Consider the following 17753-nt stretch of genomic DNA (forward strand, 5'->3'; position numbering starts at 1 on the left):
GGAATTATTCAAGATATCGCCGAAACGAGAGGTCGGAGGCCCTATTGTTCCCGTAGGAATCGCCTATCGGACGGGCGTCGGGCGCTCAGCGCAGCGGGCCGAACTCGCGCGTGATCGCATCGAGGAGGGCGGGGTAGCGGCGCGCCTCGGGGTGGCCGCCGGGCTTGCCGCTGGACACCACGGCCGCCGCCAGGTCCCGCGCGGGATCGGCCCACATGGCGATCTCGGTGAGGCCGGTGTGGCCGAACGCCGTGGGCGCGTGCCGGCCGAACGGGCCGAATCGCTCCGAACCCAGCATGTAGCCCGTGCCCCAGCGCAGCGGGGCTCCGCCGGTCGCGAAATCGGGGCGCAGGCGTCGTGCCTGCCGCGTGGCCGCGGCCAACGTCTCCGGCCGCAGCACCCGCACCCCGTCGAGTTCGCCACCGCGGCGGAGGATCTCGGCGAACCGGGACAGTTCGGCGGCGTTCGACACGAGGTTCGACGAGGGGACGATGCCGGTGAGGAAGCGCGGCGAGTTCGACATCGGGACGATCTGCTGCATGGTGCCGCCGACCACCTTGCGGAACGCCGCCTCGATCGCGGGCGAGGCGGGGCGCCCCGTCGCATAACTCAGCCCCACGGCCTTCACGTCCTCCGGCGCGACCCCGAAGTTGGTCCAGCGGAAGCCGAGCGGGTCCAGGATCTCCTGCGCCGCGATCTCTCGGATGGTGCGGCCGGTGGCGGCCAGCACCAGCTCGCGCACGAGCGGTCCCCAGGTCAGGGCGTGGTAGAAGTGCAGCCGGCCGGGGGAGTAGACGGGCTTGATGCCCGCGAGCATCGCCCGGGTGTACTCGCTGTCCTCGGAGCGCCGCAGGTCCGGCTTCGGGCCGGTGTTGATGGGGATGCCCGCGCTGTGGGTCAGCACGTGCCGCACCGTGATCCGGTCCTTCCCGTCCGGCGTGAACTCCGGCATGTAGTCGTACACCCGCGCGTCGAGCGCGAGGTCCCCGCGCTCGATCAGGCGATGCAGCACGGTGACGGCCACGCCCTTGGCGGTGGAGTAGGTGCAGAACGGGGTGTCGACGGTGACCGGTACCGGGGTCGTCGCCGTGTCCTCGTTGGAGTCGAGGTCGGGGCCGTTGCCCCGGGCGTGGCCGATGGCCCGGTTGAGGACGACGCGGCCGCCGCGCCGTACGCACACCTGGATCGCCGGCTGCATTCCCGCGGCGTACCAGGATCGGGCGGCCAGCCACACCCGTTCCACCGAACGCGGGTCGACCGCGCTGTGATCCTCGGCTCCGACGTCGGTGATCGCGTCCAGGTCGCGGCCGACCCGGATGCGGCCGGCGGACGGGTCCCAGGGATCGGCGGCGGTGGCGGTGCTCACGGGTCGAGCCTACGGATAGATTGGCGCGATGGTCCGAGTGAGCACCGCCCTCAAGTTCGCATTCGCGGGTATCGCCGTGGTGGACACCGCGCTCTCCGCGTCGGCGGATCCGTCGCGGCACCGCGCCCGCCGGTTCACCAAGCCGCTGCTGTTGCCGACGCTCGCCGCGTCGTTCGCCGCCGACCCGCGGGCGCGGACCTCGCCGCTGCGCACCACCACACTGCTCGGCCAGGCGGCGGGCTGGGCGGGCGACGTGGTCCTCCTCGGCGACGAGCCGCGGCACTTCGCCGGCGGCGCCGCCGCGTTCGCGACCGGCCACGGCGCGTACATCACCGGCCTGCTCCGGCAGCGCGATCCGCGGGCCTCGCCGGCCCGGCCGGCGGCTGTCGCCGCTGTGTGGGCGCTCGGCGCGCCCCGCACGCTCGTCGCCGCGTACCGCCGGGAGCCGGCACTGGCGCCCGTGCTCGCCGCCTACTCCGGTGTGCTCACCGGAACCGCGGCGTCGGCCACGCTCCTCGGGGGACACATCCCCGCCGACGCCCGCCGCGCCACGCTCGCCGGCGCGGGCCTCTTCCTGCTCAGCGATTCGATCCTCGGGCTGCGCAAGTTCGTGCTCGCCGACCCGCCCCCGTGGCTCGAGGGGGCGGTCATGGCCACGTACTGCGGCGCTCAGTACCTCCTCGCCGAGGGCGCCGCCCGCGCCGGCGCTTGACTCTCACACGGTGTCAGAGGGCAGGGTTCGCGGCATGACCGACACCTCGAACCTCATGTCGATCGGCAGGTTCTCCTCGCTGAGCCGGATCAGCGTCCGCATGCTGCGCCACTACGACACCCACGGTGTCCTGGTGCCCGCCGACGTGGACGCGGCGACCGGGTACCGGCGGTACGCGGCGGCACAGCTCGCCGACGCCGCCGCGATCCGTCGTCTCCGGGACGTGGGTTTCGGCGTGTCCGCCATCGGAGCCGTCCTCGCCGTCCACGGCACCCCGGCGTACGACGCGGCGCTGCGGGCGCAGCGCGCGGAGCTCGCCACCGCCGCGGACGAGGCGCTGGGCCGGCTCCGTCTCCTCGACCATCTGCTCTCCGAGAAGGAGTCCGTCATGACAGACATCGTCACCGAAGAGACCGTACCCGCGCGCACCGTCGTCCACCTGCGGGACACCATTCCCGAGTACGCCGCGGAGGGGCGGCTGTGGGAGCGGCTGTTCCCGGCCCTGCAGGAGCAGGGAATCGTGCCGGGAGGCATGGGCGGGACCATCGAGCACGACGACGAGTTCCGCGAGTCCGATGTGGACGAGTCCGTGTTCGTCGAGGTTCCCGACGGGACGTCCGCCCGGGATCCGCTGGGCGTCTTGCGGACCGATGCCCGACGGGCCGTGGTGGCCACCGTCGTCGGCCCGTACGCCGAGGCGATCCCGCGGGCGCACGAGTTGATCGGGGCGTACATCGTGGAGCACGGCCTGGCGCTCACCCGCACGCCGGACGACCCGTCGACGCACCACTTCAACGTGTACCTCGACGAGCCGGGGACCGTTCCGGACGAGCGGCTGCGGACGAAGGTCTACGTGCCGGTCGAGCCGGGTCCGTCGGCTCCGGCCTGACCCTCCGGCGCGGCCGGTGGCGCGGCTGCGTGCCCGTCGCCGCGGCCGCGCCGCACGACCTTCTGCACGAGGTGCACGATCACGAGGACGGCCGCGCCGACGAGTAGGCCGAAGATCGCCGACCCCAGGGTGTTCGCCAGCCAACCGAGCACCGAGCCGATCGCGGGGATCAGGCCGTGTGCCCACTCCTCGGCGTGATGCACCAGGGAGTACGGCGCGTGCCATCCGAGCTCGTCGAGGCCCACCAGCAGGATGTGCCCGCCGACCCAGCACATGGCGACGATGCCGATCGTGGCGAGCGCGCTCAGCACCTTGGGCATGGCCTTGACCAGACCCGTGCCGATCCGGCGGCTGGCGGGGGAGTCGCGGCGCGCCAGCGCGAGGCCCGCGTCGTCCATCTTCACGATGGCCGCGACCACGCCGTAGACGAGCGCGGTGATGACGATCGCGACCACGACGAGGATGAGGGCCCGCGACCACAGGGCCTCGCTCGCCACCTCGTTCATGGCGATGACCATGATCTCCGCGGAGAGGATGAAGTCGGTGCGGATCGCCCCGGCCACGACGGTGTCCTCGTCGACGGGGCCGTCGGCGCTCTCCTCTGCGTGCTCCTCGTGCCCGGAGACCTTCTCCCAGATCTTCTCCGCGCCCTCGTAACAGAGGTACGTGCCACCGAGCATGAGGATCGGCGTGAGCGCCCACGGCGCGAGCCAGCTGAGCAGCAGGATCGCGGGGAGGATGAAGAGCAGCTTGTTGCGCAGCGACCCCTTGGCGATGCGGGCGACGATGCTCAACTCCCGCTCGGGCTCGATCCCCTGGACGTAGCGCGGGGTGACGGCGGTGTCGTCGACGACCACGCCCGCGGCCTTCACGCTGGCGCGTCCGGCGGCCGCGGCGACGTCGTCCACGGAGGCCGCGGCCAACCGCGCGAGTGCCGCGATGTCGTCGAGGAGGGCGGCGAGTCCGATGCTCATGGGGAGAGCGTAGCGGCGACGGGCCGTCGGCGAGGCGCGTGCCGCGGCGCGCCGGAGGGGCCGGCTCACGGTTTACCGGGAGTCCTGCCGCAGCGCGCGATCGTGGGGGAGGATAATGGTGGAACCGTTACATGGACATACGAGAGCGTTCGTACGAGTCGACCGACCACGACATTCGGGAGAGAAGCAAATACCTATGAGTGCGCAGCCGCAGACCATCATCTACACGCTGACCGACGAGGCACCGTTCCTCGCCACCGCGTCGTTCCTGCCGATCATCCGGACCTTCGCCGGCCCCGCCGGCATCGACGTGCAGACCAGTGACATCTCGGTCGCGGCGCGCATCCTGGCCGTCTTCTCGGACCGCCTGCCCGAGGACCAGCGGGTCGAGGACAACCTGGCCCGCCTCGGCGAGCTCACCCTGGACCCGAATGCGAACATCATCAAGCTGCCGAACATCAGCGCCTCGGTTCCGCAGCTGCTGGCCGCGATCACCGAGCTGCAGGAGAAGGGCTACGACATCCCGGACCTGCCGTCCGAGCCCAAGACCGACGAGGAGCGCGAGATCGCGACGCGCTACTCCACCATCCTCGGCAGCGCTGTCAACCCTGTTCTGCGCCAGGGTAACTCGGATCGCCGTGCCCCGAAGGCGGTGAAGGAGTACGCCCGCAAGCACCCGCACAGCATGGGTGAGTGGTCGATGGCCTCGCGCAGCCACGTGGCGCACATGAAGCACGGCGACTTCTACCACGGTGAGAAGTCGATGACCCTCGACAAGGACCGCGACGTCCGCATGGAGCTGGTCACCGACGACGGCTCGACCCACGTGCTCAAGCCGAGCGTGAAGCTGGGCCCGGGCGACGTCATGGACTCGATGTTCATGAGCAAGAAGGCGCTCCTGGAGTTCTACGAGGAGCAGATGGAGGACGCCTACAAGACCGGCGTCATGTTCTCGCTCCACGTGAAGGCCACCATGATGAAGGTGTCGCACCCCATCGTGTTCGGCCACGCCGTGCGCGTGTTCTACAAGGAGGCGTTCGCCAAGCACCACGACCTGTTCGAGGAGCTGGGCGTCAACGTCAACAACGGCCTGGGCGACCTGTACGACAAGATCGCCACCCTCCCGGCGTCGAAGCACGAGGAGATCATCAAGGATCTGCACGCCTGCCACGAGCACCGCCCGGAGCTGGCGATGGTCGATTCCGCGCGCGGTATCTCGAACTTCCACTCGCCGTCCGACGTGATCGTCGACGCCTCGATGCCGGCCATGATCCGCGCCGGCGGCAAGATGTACGGCGCCGACGGCCGCACCAAGGACACCAAGGCCGTGATGCCGGAGTCCACGTTCGCGCGCATCTACCAGGAGATCATCAACTTCTGTAAGACCAACGGCGCGTTCGATCCCCGCACCATGGGCACGGTCCCCAACGTGGGCCTGATGGCGCAGAAGGCCGAGGAGTACGGCTCGCACGACAAGACTTTCGAGGTCCCCGCCGGCGGTACCGCGAACATCGTGGACAACGCCACCGGCGAGGTGCTGCTCTCGCAGCAGGTCGAGGAGGGCGACATCTGGCGCATGTGCACCGTCAAGGACGCCCCGATCCGGGACTGGGTCAAGCTGGCCGTCACCCGCGCGCGCAACTCGGGCATGCCCGTGCTGTTCTGGCTGGATCCGTATCGCCCGCACGAGAACGAGCTGATCCACGCCGTCAAGGAGCACCTCAAGGAGCACGACACCGAGGGCCTCGACATCCAGATCATGTCGCAGGTGCGCGCCATGCGGTACACGCTCGAGCGTGCGATGCGGGGTCTGGACACCATCGCCGCGACCGGAAACATCCTGCGCGACTACCTGACCGACCTCTTCCCGATCCTGGAGCTGGGTACGTCGGCGAAGATGCTGTCGATCGTGCCGCTGATGGCGGGCGGCGGGCTGTACGAGACGGGCGCCGGCGGTTCCGCTCCGAAGCACGTGAAGCAGCTCATCGAGGAGAACCACCTCCGGTGGGATTCGCTCGGTGAGTTCCTGGCGCTCGCGGTGAGCATCGAGGACATCGGCCTCAAGAACGACAACACGAAGGCCGTACTCCTCGGCAAGGCGCTCGACGTCGCGACCGGCAAGCTGCTGGAGACCAACAAGGCGCCGTCGCGCAGCACGGGCGAGCTGGACAACCGGGGCAGCCAGTTCTACCTCGCGATGTACTGGGCGCAGGCGCTCGCCGAGCAGACCGAGGACCCGGACCTGGCGGCCACCTTCGCGCCGCTGGCGAAGTCGCTCGCGGAGCACGAGGCGTCGATCGTCGACGAGTTCAGCGCGGTCCAGGGGGTGCCGGCCGACATCGGCGGCTACTACTACCCGGACTTCGACAAGACCGCGAAGGTGATGCGTCCGAGCGCGACCTTCAACGCGGACCTGGATTCGCTCCAGGCCTGACCCACGTCCCGCACCCCGGGCACCGTCGACTCCTGTCGACGGTGCCCGTTCGCGGTTCAGGTGCGCCGCGCGGCCGCCGAGATCCTGCGCTGAGTCCGGGAGCGTCCTACATGAAACGGGAGGACTGGCCGTCGACGAAGGACATCAAGCGCTGGTAGCCGGACCCGGTCACCCGGACCAGGAGGTCCAGCACCACCGCGTCGGGGCCGATGAGGATGCGGCCGTGGTTCTTCTCGACGCCCTTGAGGATCGTCCGGGCCGCCGCGTCGGCCTCTGTGCGCGCGAGGTGTTCGTCGAAGAACCGCGCGAACGCCGCCTGGTCCTGTCCGTCGCCGACGGTGGCGTTGCGGCAGATCGCCGTCTTGATCCCGCCCGGGTGCACGCAGCTGACGCCGACGTGCGGGTGGGTGGAGAGCATCTCGATGCGCAGCGCCTCGGTGAAACCGCGGACCGCGAACTTGGCGGCGTTGTAGGCGCTCTGGCCGCCGACCCCGAAGAGTCCGAAGATCGAGCTGGTGTTGGCGATGTGGGCGTCGCCGGACGCGATGAGGTGCGGCAGGAAGGCCTTGGTGCTGTTCACCACGCCCCAGAAGTCCACGTCCATCAGGCGGTCGTAGTCCTTGAAGGAGGTCTTCTCGACCGAGGCGTGGTGGGCGATGCCGGCGTTGTTGAACAGCAGGTTGACCGTGCCGTAGTGCTCGACGACCTCGTCGGCGTAGGCGAGGAGCTGCTCCCGCTCGCCGACATTGACCACCTTGGTGTGCACCTGCGCGCCCAGCGCGCGGGCCGCCTCGGCCGTGTCCTCCAGTCCCGCGGGGTCGTAGTCGCAGAGCGAGAGCCGGGCGCCCCGCCGGGCCAGTTCCAGTGCGAGCTCACGGCCCATGCCGGAGGCCACGCCGGTCACGACGGCGACCTTGTTCTCGAAACTCTTCATCGTCGGTGTCTCCTTCACATCACGCCGGCGAGGAAGCGCGCGGCATCGTCGGCGGCCGCGTACACGGTCCCGAAATGGTCGGTCGGATACAGCTTGAGCGTCACCGGTTGGCGGTGCACGCGCAATGCGGCGGCCAGGGAGATCCCCGACGCCACCGGCACGTCGATGTCGGTGAGACCGTGCGCCAGGAAGATCGGGCGATCGTAGCCGTCCACCGGGGTGGCCATGTGCTCGTGCAGCGCGGCGTAGACGCCGGGGATGCTCCGCACCGGAGCCGTCACCCACGTGCTGATGCGCGCCCCGCGCACCGCCTCGCGCGTGTCGTACAGGTCGAGGCGTTCGGCGAGGTCCACGATCCGCCGGCCCTCGTCGCTGAGGAGGGCGTCGACCGGCAGGTCCGGGCGGGCGTCCCGGAGCCCCGCGAGGATGTACGCGGCGTAGGTGTTCGTGAGCGGTGGGAGGGCGAAGGGAGGGAACGTGGGCCGCAGGAACTGCGCCACCCTCTCGATGTTCGCCGGAGTGCCCGTGGCGACGACGCCGCGCAGGTCGAGGTCGTACCCGGCGCCGAACTCGGACGCGTACCGGGCACCGTTCATCGCGGCGCCCGCGCCCTGCGATTGGCCGACGAGCGCCCACCTGCGCGACAGCGGATGTCCGAGGTGCCGGGCCGCCTGCACCGAATCGATCAGGTTGTGCGCCTCGACTCTGCCGTTGAGGTAGCTCATCAGTCCGGGGGTGCCGAGTCCGGCGTAGTCGCTGGCCACCACGGCGTACCCGTGGCGCAGCCAGTGGCCCAGGTAGAACCGCTGCCGCTCGGATTGGGGCTGCGCGGACGGCGTCGCGTCGTCGCCGAGCCCGACGGTGCCGTGCGCCCATGCGACGACGGGCCACCCGTCGGCGGGCGGCGGGGTGTGCGGCAGGAAGAGCGCCGCGGTGCTGACCGCGCCCGGCCCTCGCTGATTGGTGGTGGCGTACAGGAAGCGGTGCGCCTCCGCCGCTTCGGCGAGGCCGAGCCCGTCGGCCAGCGGCACGCTCGCGATCGTCTCGCCCGCCCCGGGCACGGGGCCGGAGTAATCCCGGGCGTCGAGGCCGGACCAGTCGGGCGCCCCGAGTGGCGTGACCGGATCGGGCGTGACCAGGCCCCGGATCAGGCCGGACGCACGGCCCGCGAGGTCGCGGGGCAGCGAGGTGAGCGGCACTCCGCCAACCTAACAGCCCGCGCGGAGACGGGTGGTCGTCCCGACGGGTCCGGTAACGCGCTCAGGCCTCGGGTGCGGCCTTCTCCTGGACGATCTGCACGAGGTTGCCGCACGTGTCGTCGAAGACCGCGATGACGGCCGTGCCGATGTCTGTGGGCTGCTGGGTGAAGGTCACACCGTGACCGGAGAGGCGCTCGTACTCCGCCTGCGCGTCGTCGACCGCGAACTGGACGAGGGGGATGCCGTCCTCGACGAGCGCGTCCCGGTAGGGCTTGACGGCGGGGTGTCCCGACGGCTCCAGCAGCAGCTGCGGTCCGCCGGGCGCCTCGGGGGAGACCACGGTGAGCCACGACGCCTCGCCGAGCGGGATGTCGTGGTGCTTGGTGAAGCCGAGGACGTCCGTGTAGAAGGTGAGCGCCTTCTGCTGATCGTCGACGAAGACGCTGGTGAGTTCGATGCGCATGGTCAGTCCTCTCGGGGGTGGAGCCAGCGGTCGGTGATCTCGCGCAACGGCTCGGGTGTCAGGTAGTGGAACTTGGAGCGTCCGCGCCGTTCGGTCGCGATGAGCCCCGCGTCCTCGAGCACCGTGAGATGCTGCGAGATCGCCTGCCGGCTCATCGTGACGTCGTGCTTGGTCGCCAGGGTGGAGCAGATCTCGAACAGGGTCTTCCCGTCGCCGGTGACGAGCTCGTCGAGGATGACTCGACGGGTCTCGTCGTCGATCGCCCGGAAGACATCTGCCATGTCCCGACGATAGGCAAGTGTCAGCTTGCATGTCAAGGAGGTGGTCGTCGCACCTGTGTCGCAGAGCCGCGATTCGTCCTCGCACCGCCGGTACGCGGCTGATACTGGCGCGATGACGTCCTCGCGAGGATCCGGGTTCCGAACGTCCCTCGGCGATCGTGGAATTCCATTGGTGGGCGGGATTCTTCCGCGCCACGTCGTGGACGAGCGGACGGTGGGACCGCTCCGCTCGTTCGTGGGGCCTCTGCGCTCGCTGCCCGCGAGGGGTGTCGAGCGCCGCCCGCTCCCGAGCGGCGCCGAGGTGCGGATCATCCGGCCGCGCGGCGAACGTCGCGGAACGCGGCCCGGATTGTTGTGGATGCACGGGGGAGGCTACGTGCTCGGCTTCGCGCGGCACGACGACTCCTTCTGTCGACGGTTCGCGCGTGGCGCGGGCTGCGTCGTGGCTTCCGTCGACTATCGGCTCGCGCCCGAGAATCCGTACCCCGCGGCGCTCGAGGACTGTCGTGCGGCGTCGGCGGTGCTGCGCTCCCTGCCCGGCGTCGACGCGGACGCGATCGCCGTGGGCGGGGTCAGCGCGGGCGGCGGCCTCTCCGCGCAGTTGTCGCACGATCTGGTGCGCCGCGGCGTGGAAGCTCCTGCGCTGCAGGTCCTCGTGTATCCGATGCTCGATCCCGGGACTCGTGACGCCGCGGCCGAGCCGGACGGGCTCCGGGTGTGGGACGCGCGGTCCAATCGGTTCGGCTGGGATTCCTACCTGGCGGGCTCCACCGGTTTCGTGCCGGTACTCGATGCGGTCGGTCCGGGCCTGCCGCCCACCTGGATCGGCGTGGGCACGGCCGACCTCTTCCACGACGAGTGCATCCGCTATGCCGATGCGCTGCGCGCGAGTGGTGTTCCCGTCGAGTCCGTCGAGGTGAGCGGCGGATTCCACGGCTTCGACGTGGCGGTGCCGTGGGCGCCCTCAGCGCGGATGTTCACCCGATCGCTGATCCATGCACTGCGATCGATGCGCGCGGACCGCCCGGACGTGTGCCCTCGCGGTCGTACCGATTAGCATCGCCTGATGCTCGTCGCCGCGCTCTCGTTCACCGCCGCCGCCGCGCTCATGGTGGTGCTGCCCGGCCCCGACACCCTGGTGGTCGTCCGGGGCGTGGTGCAGGGCGGCCGCACCGCCGGCCTGCGCACCAGTGCCGGGGTCATCGCGGGCCTCGTCCTGTGGGTGGGGGCTGCGGTGGTGGGGCTCTCGGCGATGTTGCGCGCCAGCGAGATCGGCTACGAGGCGCTCAAGATCGCCGGCGCCTGCTACCTGGTCTACATGGGGGTGCGCTCACTGCGGTCGCTGTTCCGGACTCCCGCCCCGGGCGAGGTCCCCGTCGAGGGTGCTCCGTCCTGGCGGTCCGGCGGGTTCGCAGCGGGGTTCCTCACGGACCTCCTCAATCCCAAGATCGGTGTCCTGTTCGTGAGCTTGCTGCCGGGGTTCGTCCCCGCGGGCTATCCGGTGGTGGGGACGACCCTGCTGCTCGGCGGCATCTACATCGCGCTCACCGCCGTGTACTGCGGCGCCCTGGTGGCGGCCGCCGGCACGGTGACGTCGTGGATGCGGGCGCCGCGGACCCGGCGGAGGCTCGACGCGATCACGGGCGTCGCGCTCATCGGTTTCGGGGTCAAGCTCGCGACGGAGCGGTGATGTCGGGGTTCAGGACTCGGCGTCGGGCAGGAACAGGTCGTCCCAACTGAGATCGACCCGCACGCGGGACGGGTCGGGGACCACTTCGGCGAGTACCTCGCCCGCGGCCGCGCGGATCTGATCGCCACCCTCGGTCATCGTCCGGGCGCGTTCCTCGGCGCCGATCGCCACCACGTGCAGGCGGACCGCGGTGAGCGTCGAACCGTCCACGTCCGCGGCGACGTCGGCGATGGCGGCGTACTCGCCGGCGGCGCGTTCCGACAGCTCGAAGGTCAGCGCGCGCGAGAGCGCGAGTGTGCTCATGGTGACCCCGTCGGCGGCGGTGTCGAAGGTCCGTCCGCGCCGGGGGCTCCCGGCCACGAGTCCCGCGATCGAGTCCCGCAGGCGGCCAAGGACCTCGTCGCCCCAGCCGTCGCCGGTGTCCGCGTCGGGAGGCGCACTGGCGAGCCGGCGGGTCGCGTCGGCGATCCAGTCGGCGGTGGGCGACGCCGGTGCGGCGCTGTCAGTGGTGGGGGTCATCGCGTCCCCAGTGTGAACCGAGTCTCTGTGGTTGTGCAACGTCTCGCAGGCCGCGCGGCTCCCGAGGTGGTCATGGCCGGTAGTCATCGAGTTCCTCCGCCAATCGGGCGCGCGTGCGCTGGAGGTGGCCGCGGACCGATCCCTCCGTGGTGTGCAGGACCGCCGCGATCTCGGCGATCGACATCCCGTCGACCTCCTTGAGCCACCATGTGGCCCGCGCCTGGAACGGGAGGCGCCCCAGCGCGCGCCCCAAGGCGTCCAGGAAGTCGCGATCGGCGGCACGCTTCTCCGGGCCGGGTTCGGCGGCCGGCCGTTCCTCGAACGCGGTGTCGTCCGCTGTGGGGCGGCGACGCCGCAGCGCATCGGCGGTGCGCTTGGCCGCGATCGAGTAGAACCAGGTGCGCACGGAGGAGCGGAACGCGAACTCGGGCAGTGCCCGCCAGGCGCCGAGCAGCGACTCCTGGACGATGTCCTCGCAATCCGTGCCGGGCGGGCATGTGCGCACGACGAAGCGGTACAGGGCGCCGACGTGGCGGCGGACCAGCTCGTCGAACGCGGTGGCGTCGCCGCGCTGCGCGCGCCGGGCCAGTGTCTCGTCCGGCAACGCGGCGAGGAGTTGCTCCTGCTCCAATCGGACTCCTGGAAAGTGAAGTGGATCACATCTGCGTGCGGTTCTCGTCGGACGCCCGACTCAACCATTGTGCCGGATAACGATCCGGTCCATCGATCTCATCAGGAGGGGTACCAGATGACCACCACCGCTACCGACACCGCGACGAACACCGCCACCACCCAGGGGGGTGCGCTGGCCAAGGCCGAGCGCGGCAGCACGACGATCTCGGACGTCGTCGTCTCGAAGATCGCCGGCATCGCCGCGCGTGAGGTGGACGGCGTGTACGACCTCGGCGGCCAGGCCGCCCGCGTCGTCGGCAAGATCCGCGAGACCCTGCCGGGCGCACCGGACCTCACCCAGGGCGTCACCGTCGAGGTGGGCGAGCGGCAGGCCGCGGTCGACGTCAGCATCGTCGCCGACTACGGCGTCGCCATCCACGATCTCGCGGCGGGCATCCGCAACAACGTGATCCGCGCGGTCGAGGACATGACCGGGCTCGAGGTCACCGAGGTCAACGTCACGGTCCACGACGTCCACTTCGAGGACGACGACGCGGCCGGCGAGGATTCGGGCGAGTCGAGGGTGCAGTGACCAGCGGCGCCCCGCTGGTGGACCGCGTCGTCGACGCGGTCACCGCGATCGACGGGGTCGCCGGGCTGTACGCCGGCGGCGCCGGATCGCCGGCCACGTACCTGCCGGGCAGGTCGGTGCGCGGCATCCGGATCGGTGACGACGGTGGCGTCGTCCACGTCGTCGCCGAGGCGCGCGGCGGTCGCCCTCTCACCCGGACCGCCGAGCGGGTCCGCGACATCGCCACCGAGGCTGCCGGCGTCCCGATGAACGTGGTGATCGCCGATGTGGCGTATCCCGAGCCGGATTCCGGCGCATACGAATCCAAGGAGTGGACATGAACGCACGCTTCACCGTCGTCGGTGCGGTGCTCGGCCTCCTGTTGACCATCGCGATAGTCGCGGGCGGCCTCACCGGCTTCCTGCTGGCCGTGATCCTCGGCGGCGCCGGCGCCGCGATCGGTGCGCATTACGACGGTCTGGTGGATCTGTCCGCCCTCGGCCGGCGCGTCCGGAGCCGGTGATGAGCGACACCGGCACCCGCGGGCGCACGGTGATCCACGACCGGGTCGAACGGCGCCTCATCGAGCACGCCGCGCTGTCCGTACCGGGTGTGCGCCGGCACGGCGGCTTCGCCGGGCTCGCCGGGCGGTCCCTGCCCGCAGTGAGGGCGGGCGACCTGGAGGACGACGGCGGCGTCGACGTCGATGTGGCCGCGACCTGGCCCGTCGACACCGACAGGCTGATCGGGGCCGTCAGCGATTCCGTGTCCGAAGAGCTGCGGCGCAGCCTCGGCCGGGCGCCCGAGAAGGTCACGGTGCACGTCGTGCGCGCGGATGCGGAACGCTCGGCCGCGCAGGTCACCGCTCTCGCGGGCCGCGAGGCCCCGGACGGTGGTCCGCGTGGCAGGGTGCGCAAGCTCGCGCCCCGCAGGACCGACGGCGCGGTGCTCCTCTCCGTCCCCGTCCTCCTGGCCCTGCTCGGCCTCGGGGCGGTCGCCCTGCACGACGCCCTCGTCGCCCAGGGATGGCTGTCCGGCGCGCGCTGGCTCGACGGACCCGTGCGTGCGGCGGACGACCTGGGCTGGGCGTGGTGGACGTGGCCGCTCGCGATCGCGTCCATCGTGCTCGGGCTGGTCCTCGTGGTGCTGGCGATCAAACCCCGCAAGCGGAGCCATGTGCACGTGACCGACGACCTGTGGCTGCGGCCGGATTTCGCCGCCGGCGCCCGGACCGGCACCCGGAAGGAGATGCGATGAAGCGCTCCACCCGCGTGCTCGACCGCGTGATCGTCGGAGTGATCGGGCTGTTGTTCATCGGCGGAGGGTTGTGGCTGGTCGGCTACCGCGAGGGAGTCGCCCCCGCGGTGACCGGCGCGCACCGTCTGCGCCCCAGAGCGATCGCCGATGCCCCGCAACAGGACTGGTGGGCGCTAGCGGTCGGCGGAGCGGGCGTGATCCTCGTGCTGCTCACGGTGTGGCTGCTGCTGAGGCACCTGCGCCCCGCCACCTCGGTGACGGTGCAGCGTCCCGGCGGCACGGTCGACATCGGCAGACTGGCCGCCGCTGCGGCCGACGACCTGGAGCGCCATCCGGCGTTCGACAGGGCTCGCGTGGCGGTGCGTCGCGAGGGAGGTCGCGTCGTCGTGCGGATCAAGTCCCGCGTGGACCCCGCGGCCGATGTCGACGAGTTGTCCCGGGTCGCCGCTGCCGTCCGCAGGGAACTGCAGGCGGCCGCGGGGCCCGAAGTTGTCGTCCAGGTGCTCGCCGAACCCGGCGACGCCGAAACCACGTCTCGCGTGATCTGAGCTCCGGCGAGGATCCCGAATACCAGGGCGAGATCCGCCCGACGAAGGAAGCGGCGCCACTGAGCGCCCGAGAATGGAGGAACACCATGGGAATCGCGGACGACGCGCAGAACAAGGCACAGGATCTGAAGGGCCGCGCGAAGGAGGCCACCGGCGCCTTCGCGAACAACGACGACCTCAAGGCCGAGGGGCAGGCCGATCAGGGCCTCGCCGCCGCCAAGGAGAAGGTCGCCGAGGTCGCGGACAAGATCAAGGACGGCGTCGACGAGGTGAAGGACAAGCTGTCCGGGAAGTGACCCCGTCGTTCTGACGCCACAGGGCGGGACCGGAGTTCGTCTCCGGTCCCGCCTTTCGCGCTACGCCGGCCGCTCAGCCGACCGATCGGAGCGGATCGTGCTCGGCCATCAGTTTGTCGAGCCGTGCTTCGTCGACCCGCACGCGGATACTGTTGGCCTCCTGCTGGTCCCGGATCACCTTGGCCAGGTTGAACGAACTGGTGATGAGGAACAGCGTGCCGATCACGAGGAAGCCCCGCTGCCACGGATCCATCGGCAGGTAGAAGGCTCCGATGAGGAGTGCGGTGGAGGCGACGGCGAACGCGATCGCGGACTGGACGAAGAACGCGGTGGTGGGCTTGGTGCCGGTGGTGTGTGTCGTCATGCCACGAGCGTGCCCCGTTGCGCGCCTCGCGGCCTGAGTGGAACTACTCGTTCCGGGGGAGGAGTAGTGCTGCGTCAGGGAGCCGACGAGGAGGCGCCGGAGGGCGCGGGCAGGCCGGCGAGCGCCTGCTCGATCGCGATGCGCCACTCGCCGGGGGTGACTGCGTGCACGCCGCTCTCGCCGGCGAATGCGCTCGACGCCACCAGATCCGGCGCAGTGTCGGCGAGGACCGCCAGGGCGGCACGGAGGTCGTCCGCATCGCTCATGCCGGGGATGAATCCGGCGTGCCAGTTCCCACTCGCGCCGCGGAAGAGCGTGTCCCCGGTGAACAGGTACCGCTCCTCGCCGTCGCCCGTGACCACGAAGGACGTGCTGCCCGGGGTGTGCCCGGGGGTCGGGATCACCTCGACCCGCTGCGCGTCGCTGCCGCGCTCGGCGAGCAGGACGTCCGGCGTTGCGTGCTCCTCGATCCCGCCGAGATCCGCAGCGGGGGCGTGCAACCGGGCCCCGAACCGCTCCGCGACGCGGCGCAGCATCGGCCCCGCCTCGTCCTGATGGCTGAGGTACTGGTGGGCGACGCCGCCGAGCTCGGCGAGTGCGTCGAAGTCGGCGGTGTCGCCGGGGGAGTAGAACAGGACGTTCTCGCCGTTCGCCGGGGCCCAGAGGTAGCTGTGCGTGGTGAGCCCGGGGAACGGGGAGAAGCTCGGGGTCTGCCAGAGGTCGGATCGGATCTGCGTCACCATGATTCTCGGATTCCCTTCGTTTCGTCGGTCACCCATGACGCTAGAACCTGAACAATACTTCATGTCAAGAATCGGTTTCGAGTACGGATCCGGGAAGAGTCCGTCAGTCGTGTTCGGGGAGGTCCTTGATCTGGTGCTCCGCGGCGTTGAGCGCCTCGATGAGGAGGCGGCGCACGTGGCCTCCGCGTACGCGGTACAGCAGGCGCCGGCCGTCGCGGCGGTGCGCGACCAGCCCCGCCAACTGGAGCTTCGCGAGGTGTTGTGACACCGCGGGGCGGGCCTGACCGACCTGCGCCGTGAGCGACGTGACATCGAGTTCCCCTGCACCGCTGAGGGCCCAGAGGATCTTCATGCGTGCGGGAACGGACAGCATCTTCAATGCCAGGCAGGTGGCGTCGATCTGATCGTCGGGGGGTGTTCGTTCCCACTCCGATGTGACATCATGTGCGTACACAGGCACATAATAGCCTCTTCCGATCCGATCGCACGTCAGGAGCAGAGGATGTCCCGGCTGCGCGCCACGTCGAGAACCGACCCCGCGCGGACGCTGTTCGCGATCCGCGACTACCGACACCTGTTCACGGCGCAGGTCGTGGCGCTGTTCGGGACGGGGGTGACCACCGTCGCCCTCGGGCTGCTGGCGTACGACCTCGCGGGACCGGGCGCGGCGGCGGTCCTGGGTACCGCCCTGACGATCAAGATGGTGACCTACGTGACCATCGCGCCGCTCGCCGCGGCGTATGCGGACCGCGTGCCGCGAAGGCTGATGCTCACCGCCCTGGACGTGCTGCGCGCGACCGTCGTCCTCGCCCTGCCGTGGGTGGACCAGGTGTGGCAGGTGTACGTCCTCATCGCGCTCCTGCAATCGGCCTCGGCCGCCTTCACGCCGACCTTCCAGGCCGTGATCCCCGACATCGTGCCCGATGAGGCGCAGTACACCAGGGCGCTTTCCGCCTCGCAGCTCGCGTCGACCATGGAATCGCTGCTGAGCCCCGTCCTGGCGGCCGTCGCCCTGGCGGTGATGAGCTACCACTGGCTGTTCGCGGTCACGGTGCTGGGCTTCATCGCCTCTGCGGCACTCATCCTGACGTCGGCGATCCCCGATGTCCTTCCCAGTACGCGGACGGGGGTGTTCGAGCGCGCCCTCGCGGGCACGAAGGTCTTCCTGGCCACGCCGCGGCTGCGTGGGGTCCTCGGCCTGGACCTGGCGGTCGCGGGTGCGGGTGCGATCGTCATGGTCAGCACCGTCAACCTGGTGCGTGATCGGCTGGACGGGACCCAGGCCGACGTCGCCTGGCTGCTCGCCGCTTCCGGTATCGGCACCATGATCGTGGCTCTGCTTCTGCCGAGGATCCTGGATCGAGTGCGGGAGCGGACCGTGATGCTCACGGGCGGAACGTCGCTCGTCGTTGCGTCCGCGGCTGCGGTGGCGATGGTGACCCTTCCCGGCGCTGCGGTGTGGCCGGCGGCGGTCGCAGTGTGGTTCGCGATCGGCGCTGGCATGAGCCTGGTCCTCACGCCCGTGGGGCGGGTGCTGCGGCGGTCCTCGGCACCGGCGGACCGCGCTGCCGTGTTCGCCGCGCAGTTCTCGCTCTCGCACCTCTGCTGGCTGGCGACCTACCCGATCGCCGGCTTCGTCGGGACCGCGGCGGGATTCGGCACGGCGTGGTCGGTACTCGCGGCCGTCTGCCTGGTCGGGGTCCTCGCCGCCGCCCGGGCGTGGCCGAGCCGCGACCCCGTCGAACTGGAACACGGCCACCACGTCGAGGACGCCGACCCCGCGCACCTCGTGGGTGCCGTCGCCGTCGGCGGAGGCGTGTACCGGCACCGCCATCCGTACGTGATCGACGCCGAGCACATGCGGTGGCCCCGGGCATGACGGTGCGCCCCACAGGGGTGGC

General features: G+C 70.7%; 23 protein-coding genes. 12 read left to right on the forward strand and 11 right to left on the reverse strand.

Annotated elements, in window-relative coordinates; translation table 11 throughout:
- Positions 1-85 precede the first annotated feature (85 nt).
- On the reverse strand, positions 86-1366 hold the full coding sequence (locus tag BN39_RS12925) for a serine hydrolase (RefSeq protein WP_019202830.1): 1281 nt from the start codon (positions 1364-1366) through the stop codon (positions 86-88).
- A gap of 28 nt (positions 1367-1394) precedes the next feature.
- On the opposite strand from BN39_RS12925, the gene BN39_RS12930 reads away from it, so the two are divergent.
- Together BN39_RS12930 and BN39_RS12935 are read left to right on the forward strand one after the other, a co-directional pair.
- Positions 1395-2078: a lysoplasmalogenase gene (locus tag BN39_RS12930; protein ID WP_019202831.1), complete on the forward strand. Its 684-nt coding sequence runs from the start codon at positions 1395-1397 to the stop codon at positions 2076-2078.
- Between the two features lie 34 nt (positions 2079-2112).
- Positions 2113-2967: a GyrI-like domain-containing protein gene (locus BN39_RS12935; RefSeq protein ID WP_019202832.1), complete on the forward strand. Its 855-nt coding sequence runs from the start codon at positions 2113-2115 to the stop codon at positions 2965-2967.
- On the opposite strand, the gene BN39_RS12940 is transcribed toward BN39_RS12935, so the two are convergent.
- Positions 2928-3941: a DUF808 domain-containing protein gene (locus BN39_RS12940; protein WP_019202833.1), complete on the reverse strand. Its 1014-nt coding sequence runs from the start codon at positions 3939-3941 to the stop codon at positions 2928-2930. The two genes, BN39_RS12935 and BN39_RS12940, sit on opposite strands and share 40 nt — an antisense overlap.
- A 196-nt stretch (positions 3942-4137) precedes the next feature.
- Here BN39_RS12940 and BN39_RS12945 point away from each other — a divergent pair, with 196 nt between their 5' ends.
- On the forward strand, positions 4138-6375 hold the full coding sequence (locus BN39_RS12945; RefSeq protein ID WP_019202834.1) for an NADP-dependent isocitrate dehydrogenase: 2238 nt from the start codon (positions 4138-4140) through the stop codon (positions 6373-6375).
- 106 nt (positions 6376-6481) lie between these two features.
- Here the strand turns inward: BN39_RS12945 and BN39_RS12950 are convergent, their stop codons facing one another.
- The 4 genes from BN39_RS12950 to BN39_RS12965 form a co-directional block, all read right to left on the reverse strand.
- Positions 6482-7309 (reverse strand): SDR family oxidoreductase, encoded by an 828-nt coding sequence (locus tag BN39_RS12950; protein ID WP_040768273.1) that lies wholly within the window; start codon positions 7307-7309, stop codon positions 6482-6484.
- Between the two features lie 14 nt (positions 7310-7323).
- Positions 7324-8508, reverse strand: coding sequence for a lipase family protein (locus BN39_RS12955; protein ID WP_019202836.1), 1185 nt, complete (start codon positions 8506-8508; stop codon positions 7324-7326).
- A gap of 61 nt (positions 8509-8569) precedes the next feature.
- The gene (locus tag BN39_RS12960; protein WP_019202837.1) at positions 8570-8971 is read right to left on the reverse strand and encodes a VOC family protein; all 402 of its coding nucleotides are present in this window, start codon (positions 8969-8971) and stop codon (positions 8570-8572) included.
- 2 nt (positions 8972-8973) lie between these two features.
- Positions 8974-9252 carry a helix-turn-helix transcriptional regulator gene (locus BN39_RS12965; protein ID WP_019202838.1) on the reverse strand — a complete coding sequence of 93 codons (279 nt, stop codon included), beginning with the start codon at positions 9250-9252 and terminating at the stop codon, positions 8974-8976.
- A 172-nt stretch (positions 9253-9424) separates the two neighbouring features.
- On the opposite strand from BN39_RS12965, the gene BN39_RS12970 reads away from it, so the two are divergent.
- Complete coding sequence (locus BN39_RS12970; protein WP_237741692.1) at positions 9425-10309, forward strand: alpha/beta hydrolase; 885 nt, start codon at positions 9425-9427, stop codon at positions 10307-10309.
- Between the two features lie 9 nt (positions 10310-10318).
- Complete coding sequence (locus BN39_RS12975) at positions 10319-10942, forward strand: LysE family translocator (RefSeq protein WP_019202840.1); 624 nt, start codon at positions 10319-10321, stop codon at positions 10940-10942.
- 9 nt (positions 10943-10951) lie between these two features.
- On the opposite strand, the gene BN39_RS12980 is transcribed toward BN39_RS12975, so the two are convergent.
- Both BN39_RS12980 and BN39_RS12985 read right to left on the reverse strand, forming a co-directional pair.
- A complete protein-coding gene (locus BN39_RS12980; RefSeq protein WP_019202841.1) occupies positions 10952-11461 on the reverse strand; it encodes a hypothetical protein in 510 nt (169 codons plus the stop codon).
- Positions 11462-11531: 70 nt separating this feature from the next.
- Complete coding sequence (locus BN39_RS12985; RefSeq protein ID WP_019202842.1) at positions 11532-12092, reverse strand: RNA polymerase sigma factor; 561 nt, start codon at positions 12090-12092, stop codon at positions 11532-11534.
- A gap of 117 nt (positions 12093-12209) precedes the next feature.
- On the opposite strand from BN39_RS12985, the gene BN39_RS12990 reads away from it, so the two are divergent.
- The 6 genes from BN39_RS12990 (at position 12210) to BN39_RS13015 (ending at position 14745) form a co-directional block, all read left to right on the forward strand.
- A complete protein-coding gene (locus BN39_RS12990; protein ID WP_019202843.1) occupies positions 12210-12665 on the forward strand; it encodes an Asp23/Gls24 family envelope stress response protein in 456 nt (151 codons plus the stop codon).
- A complete protein-coding gene (locus tag BN39_RS12995; protein ID WP_019202844.1) occupies positions 12662-12985 on the forward strand; it encodes a hypothetical protein in 324 nt (107 codons plus the stop codon). Before BN39_RS12990 ends, BN39_RS12995 begins: the two co-directional genes overlap by 4 nt.
- The gene (locus BN39_RS13000; protein WP_019202845.1) at positions 12982-13167 is read left to right on the forward strand and encodes a hypothetical protein; all 186 of its coding nucleotides are present in this window, start codon (positions 12982-12984) and stop codon (positions 13165-13167) included. The genes BN39_RS12995 and BN39_RS13000 overlap by 4 nt, the downstream gene beginning before the upstream one ends.
- A complete protein-coding gene (locus BN39_RS13005) occupies positions 13167-13901 on the forward strand; it encodes an Asp23/Gls24 family envelope stress response protein (protein ID WP_148281486.1) in 735 nt (244 codons plus the stop codon). The genes BN39_RS13000 and BN39_RS13005 overlap by 1 nt, the downstream gene beginning before the upstream one ends.
- On the forward strand, positions 13898-14449 hold the full coding sequence (locus BN39_RS13010; RefSeq protein ID WP_019202847.1) for a hypothetical protein: 552 nt from the start codon (positions 13898-13900) through the stop codon (positions 14447-14449). Before BN39_RS13005 ends, BN39_RS13010 begins: the two co-directional genes overlap by 4 nt.
- Before the next feature lie 86 nt (positions 14450-14535).
- On the forward strand, positions 14536-14745 hold the full coding sequence (locus BN39_RS13015) for a CsbD family protein (protein ID WP_019202848.1): 210 nt from the start codon (positions 14536-14538) through the stop codon (positions 14743-14745).
- 73 nt (positions 14746-14818) lie between these two features.
- On the opposite strand, the gene BN39_RS13020 is transcribed toward BN39_RS13015, so the two are convergent.
- The 3 genes from BN39_RS13020 to BN39_RS13030 all read right to left on the reverse strand — a co-directional run bounded on the left by BN39_RS13020 (position 14819) and on the right by BN39_RS13030 (position 16306).
- On the reverse strand, positions 14819-15109 hold the full coding sequence (locus BN39_RS13020; protein ID WP_019202849.1) for a YiaA/YiaB family inner membrane protein: 291 nt from the start codon (positions 15107-15109) through the stop codon (positions 14819-14821).
- A gap of 74 nt (positions 15110-15183) precedes the next feature.
- The gene (locus BN39_RS13025; RefSeq protein WP_040768280.1) at positions 15184-15849 is read right to left on the reverse strand and encodes an MBL fold metallo-hydrolase; all 666 of its coding nucleotides are present in this window, start codon (positions 15847-15849) and stop codon (positions 15184-15186) included.
- 106 nt (positions 15850-15955) lie between these two features.
- Complete coding sequence (locus BN39_RS13030; RefSeq protein WP_040767930.1) at positions 15956-16306, reverse strand: metalloregulator ArsR/SmtB family transcription factor; 351 nt, start codon at positions 16304-16306, stop codon at positions 15956-15958.
- A gap of 48 nt (positions 16307-16354) precedes the next feature.
- Here BN39_RS13030 and BN39_RS13035 point away from each other — a divergent pair, with 48 nt between their 5' ends.
- The gene (locus BN39_RS13035) at positions 16355-17731 is read left to right on the forward strand and encodes an MFS transporter (protein ID WP_019202852.1); all 1377 of its coding nucleotides are present in this window, start codon (positions 16355-16357) and stop codon (positions 17729-17731) included.
- Positions 17732-17753 lie beyond the last annotated feature (22 nt).

Source organism: Tsukamurella sp. 1534 (assembly GCF_000312385.1).
Lineage (GTDB): Bacteria > Actinomycetota > Actinomycetes > Mycobacteriales > Mycobacteriaceae > Tsukamurella.

Coding starts and splice junctions, on each gene's coding strand:
- BN39_RS13010 (WP_019202847.1), top strand. CDS start 13,898: ATGAAGCGCTCCACCCGCGTGCTCGACCGCGTGATCGTCGGAGTGATC.
- BN39_RS12950 (WP_040768273.1), bottom strand. CDS start 7,309: ATGAAGAGTTTCGAGAACAAGGTCGCCGTCGTGACCGGCGTGGCCTCC.
- BN39_RS12990 (WP_019202843.1), top strand. CDS start 12,210: ATGACCACCACCGCTACCGACACCGCGACGAACACCGCCACCACCCAG.
- BN39_RS12960 (WP_019202837.1), bottom strand. CDS start 8,971: ATGCGCATCGAACTCACCAGCGTCTTCGTCGACGATCAGCAGAAGGCG.
- BN39_RS13005 (WP_148281486.1), top strand. CDS start 13,167: ATGAGCGACACCGGCACCCGCGGGCGCACGGTGATCCACGACCGGGTC.
- BN39_RS12980 (WP_019202841.1), bottom strand. CDS start 11,461: ATGACCCCCACCACTGACAGCGCCGCACCGGCGTCGCCCACCGCCGAC.
- BN39_RS12975 (WP_019202840.1), top strand. CDS start 10,319: ATGCTCGTCGCCGCGCTCTCGTTCACCGCCGCCGCCGCGCTCATGGTG.
- BN39_RS12945 (WP_019202834.1), top strand. CDS start 4,138: ATGAGTGCGCAGCCGCAGACCATCATCTACACGCTGACCGACGAGGCA.
- BN39_RS13020 (WP_019202849.1), bottom strand. CDS start 15,109: ATGACGACACACACCACCGGCACCAAGCCCACCACCGCGTTCTTCGTC.
- BN39_RS13000 (WP_019202845.1), top strand. CDS start 12,982: ATGAACGCACGCTTCACCGTCGTCGGTGCGGTGCTCGGCCTCCTGTTG.
- BN39_RS13035 (WP_019202852.1), top strand. CDS start 16,355: ATGTCCCGGCTGCGCGCCACGTCGAGAACCGACCCCGCGCGGACGCTG.
- BN39_RS12935 (WP_019202832.1), top strand. CDS start 2,113: ATGACCGACACCTCGAACCTCATGTCGATCGGCAGGTTCTCCTCGCTG.
- BN39_RS12965 (WP_019202838.1), bottom strand. CDS start 9,252: ATGGCAGATGTCTTCCGGGCGATCGACGACGAGACCCGTCGAGTCATC.
- BN39_RS12940 (WP_019202833.1), bottom strand. CDS start 3,941: ATGAGCATCGGACTCGCCGCCCTCCTCGACGACATCGCGGCACTCGCG.
- BN39_RS12930 (WP_019202831.1), top strand. CDS start 1,395: ATGGTCCGAGTGAGCACCGCCCTCAAGTTCGCATTCGCGGGTATCGCC.
- BN39_RS13015 (WP_019202848.1), top strand. CDS start 14,536: ATGGGAATCGCGGACGACGCGCAGAACAAGGCACAGGATCTGAAGGGC.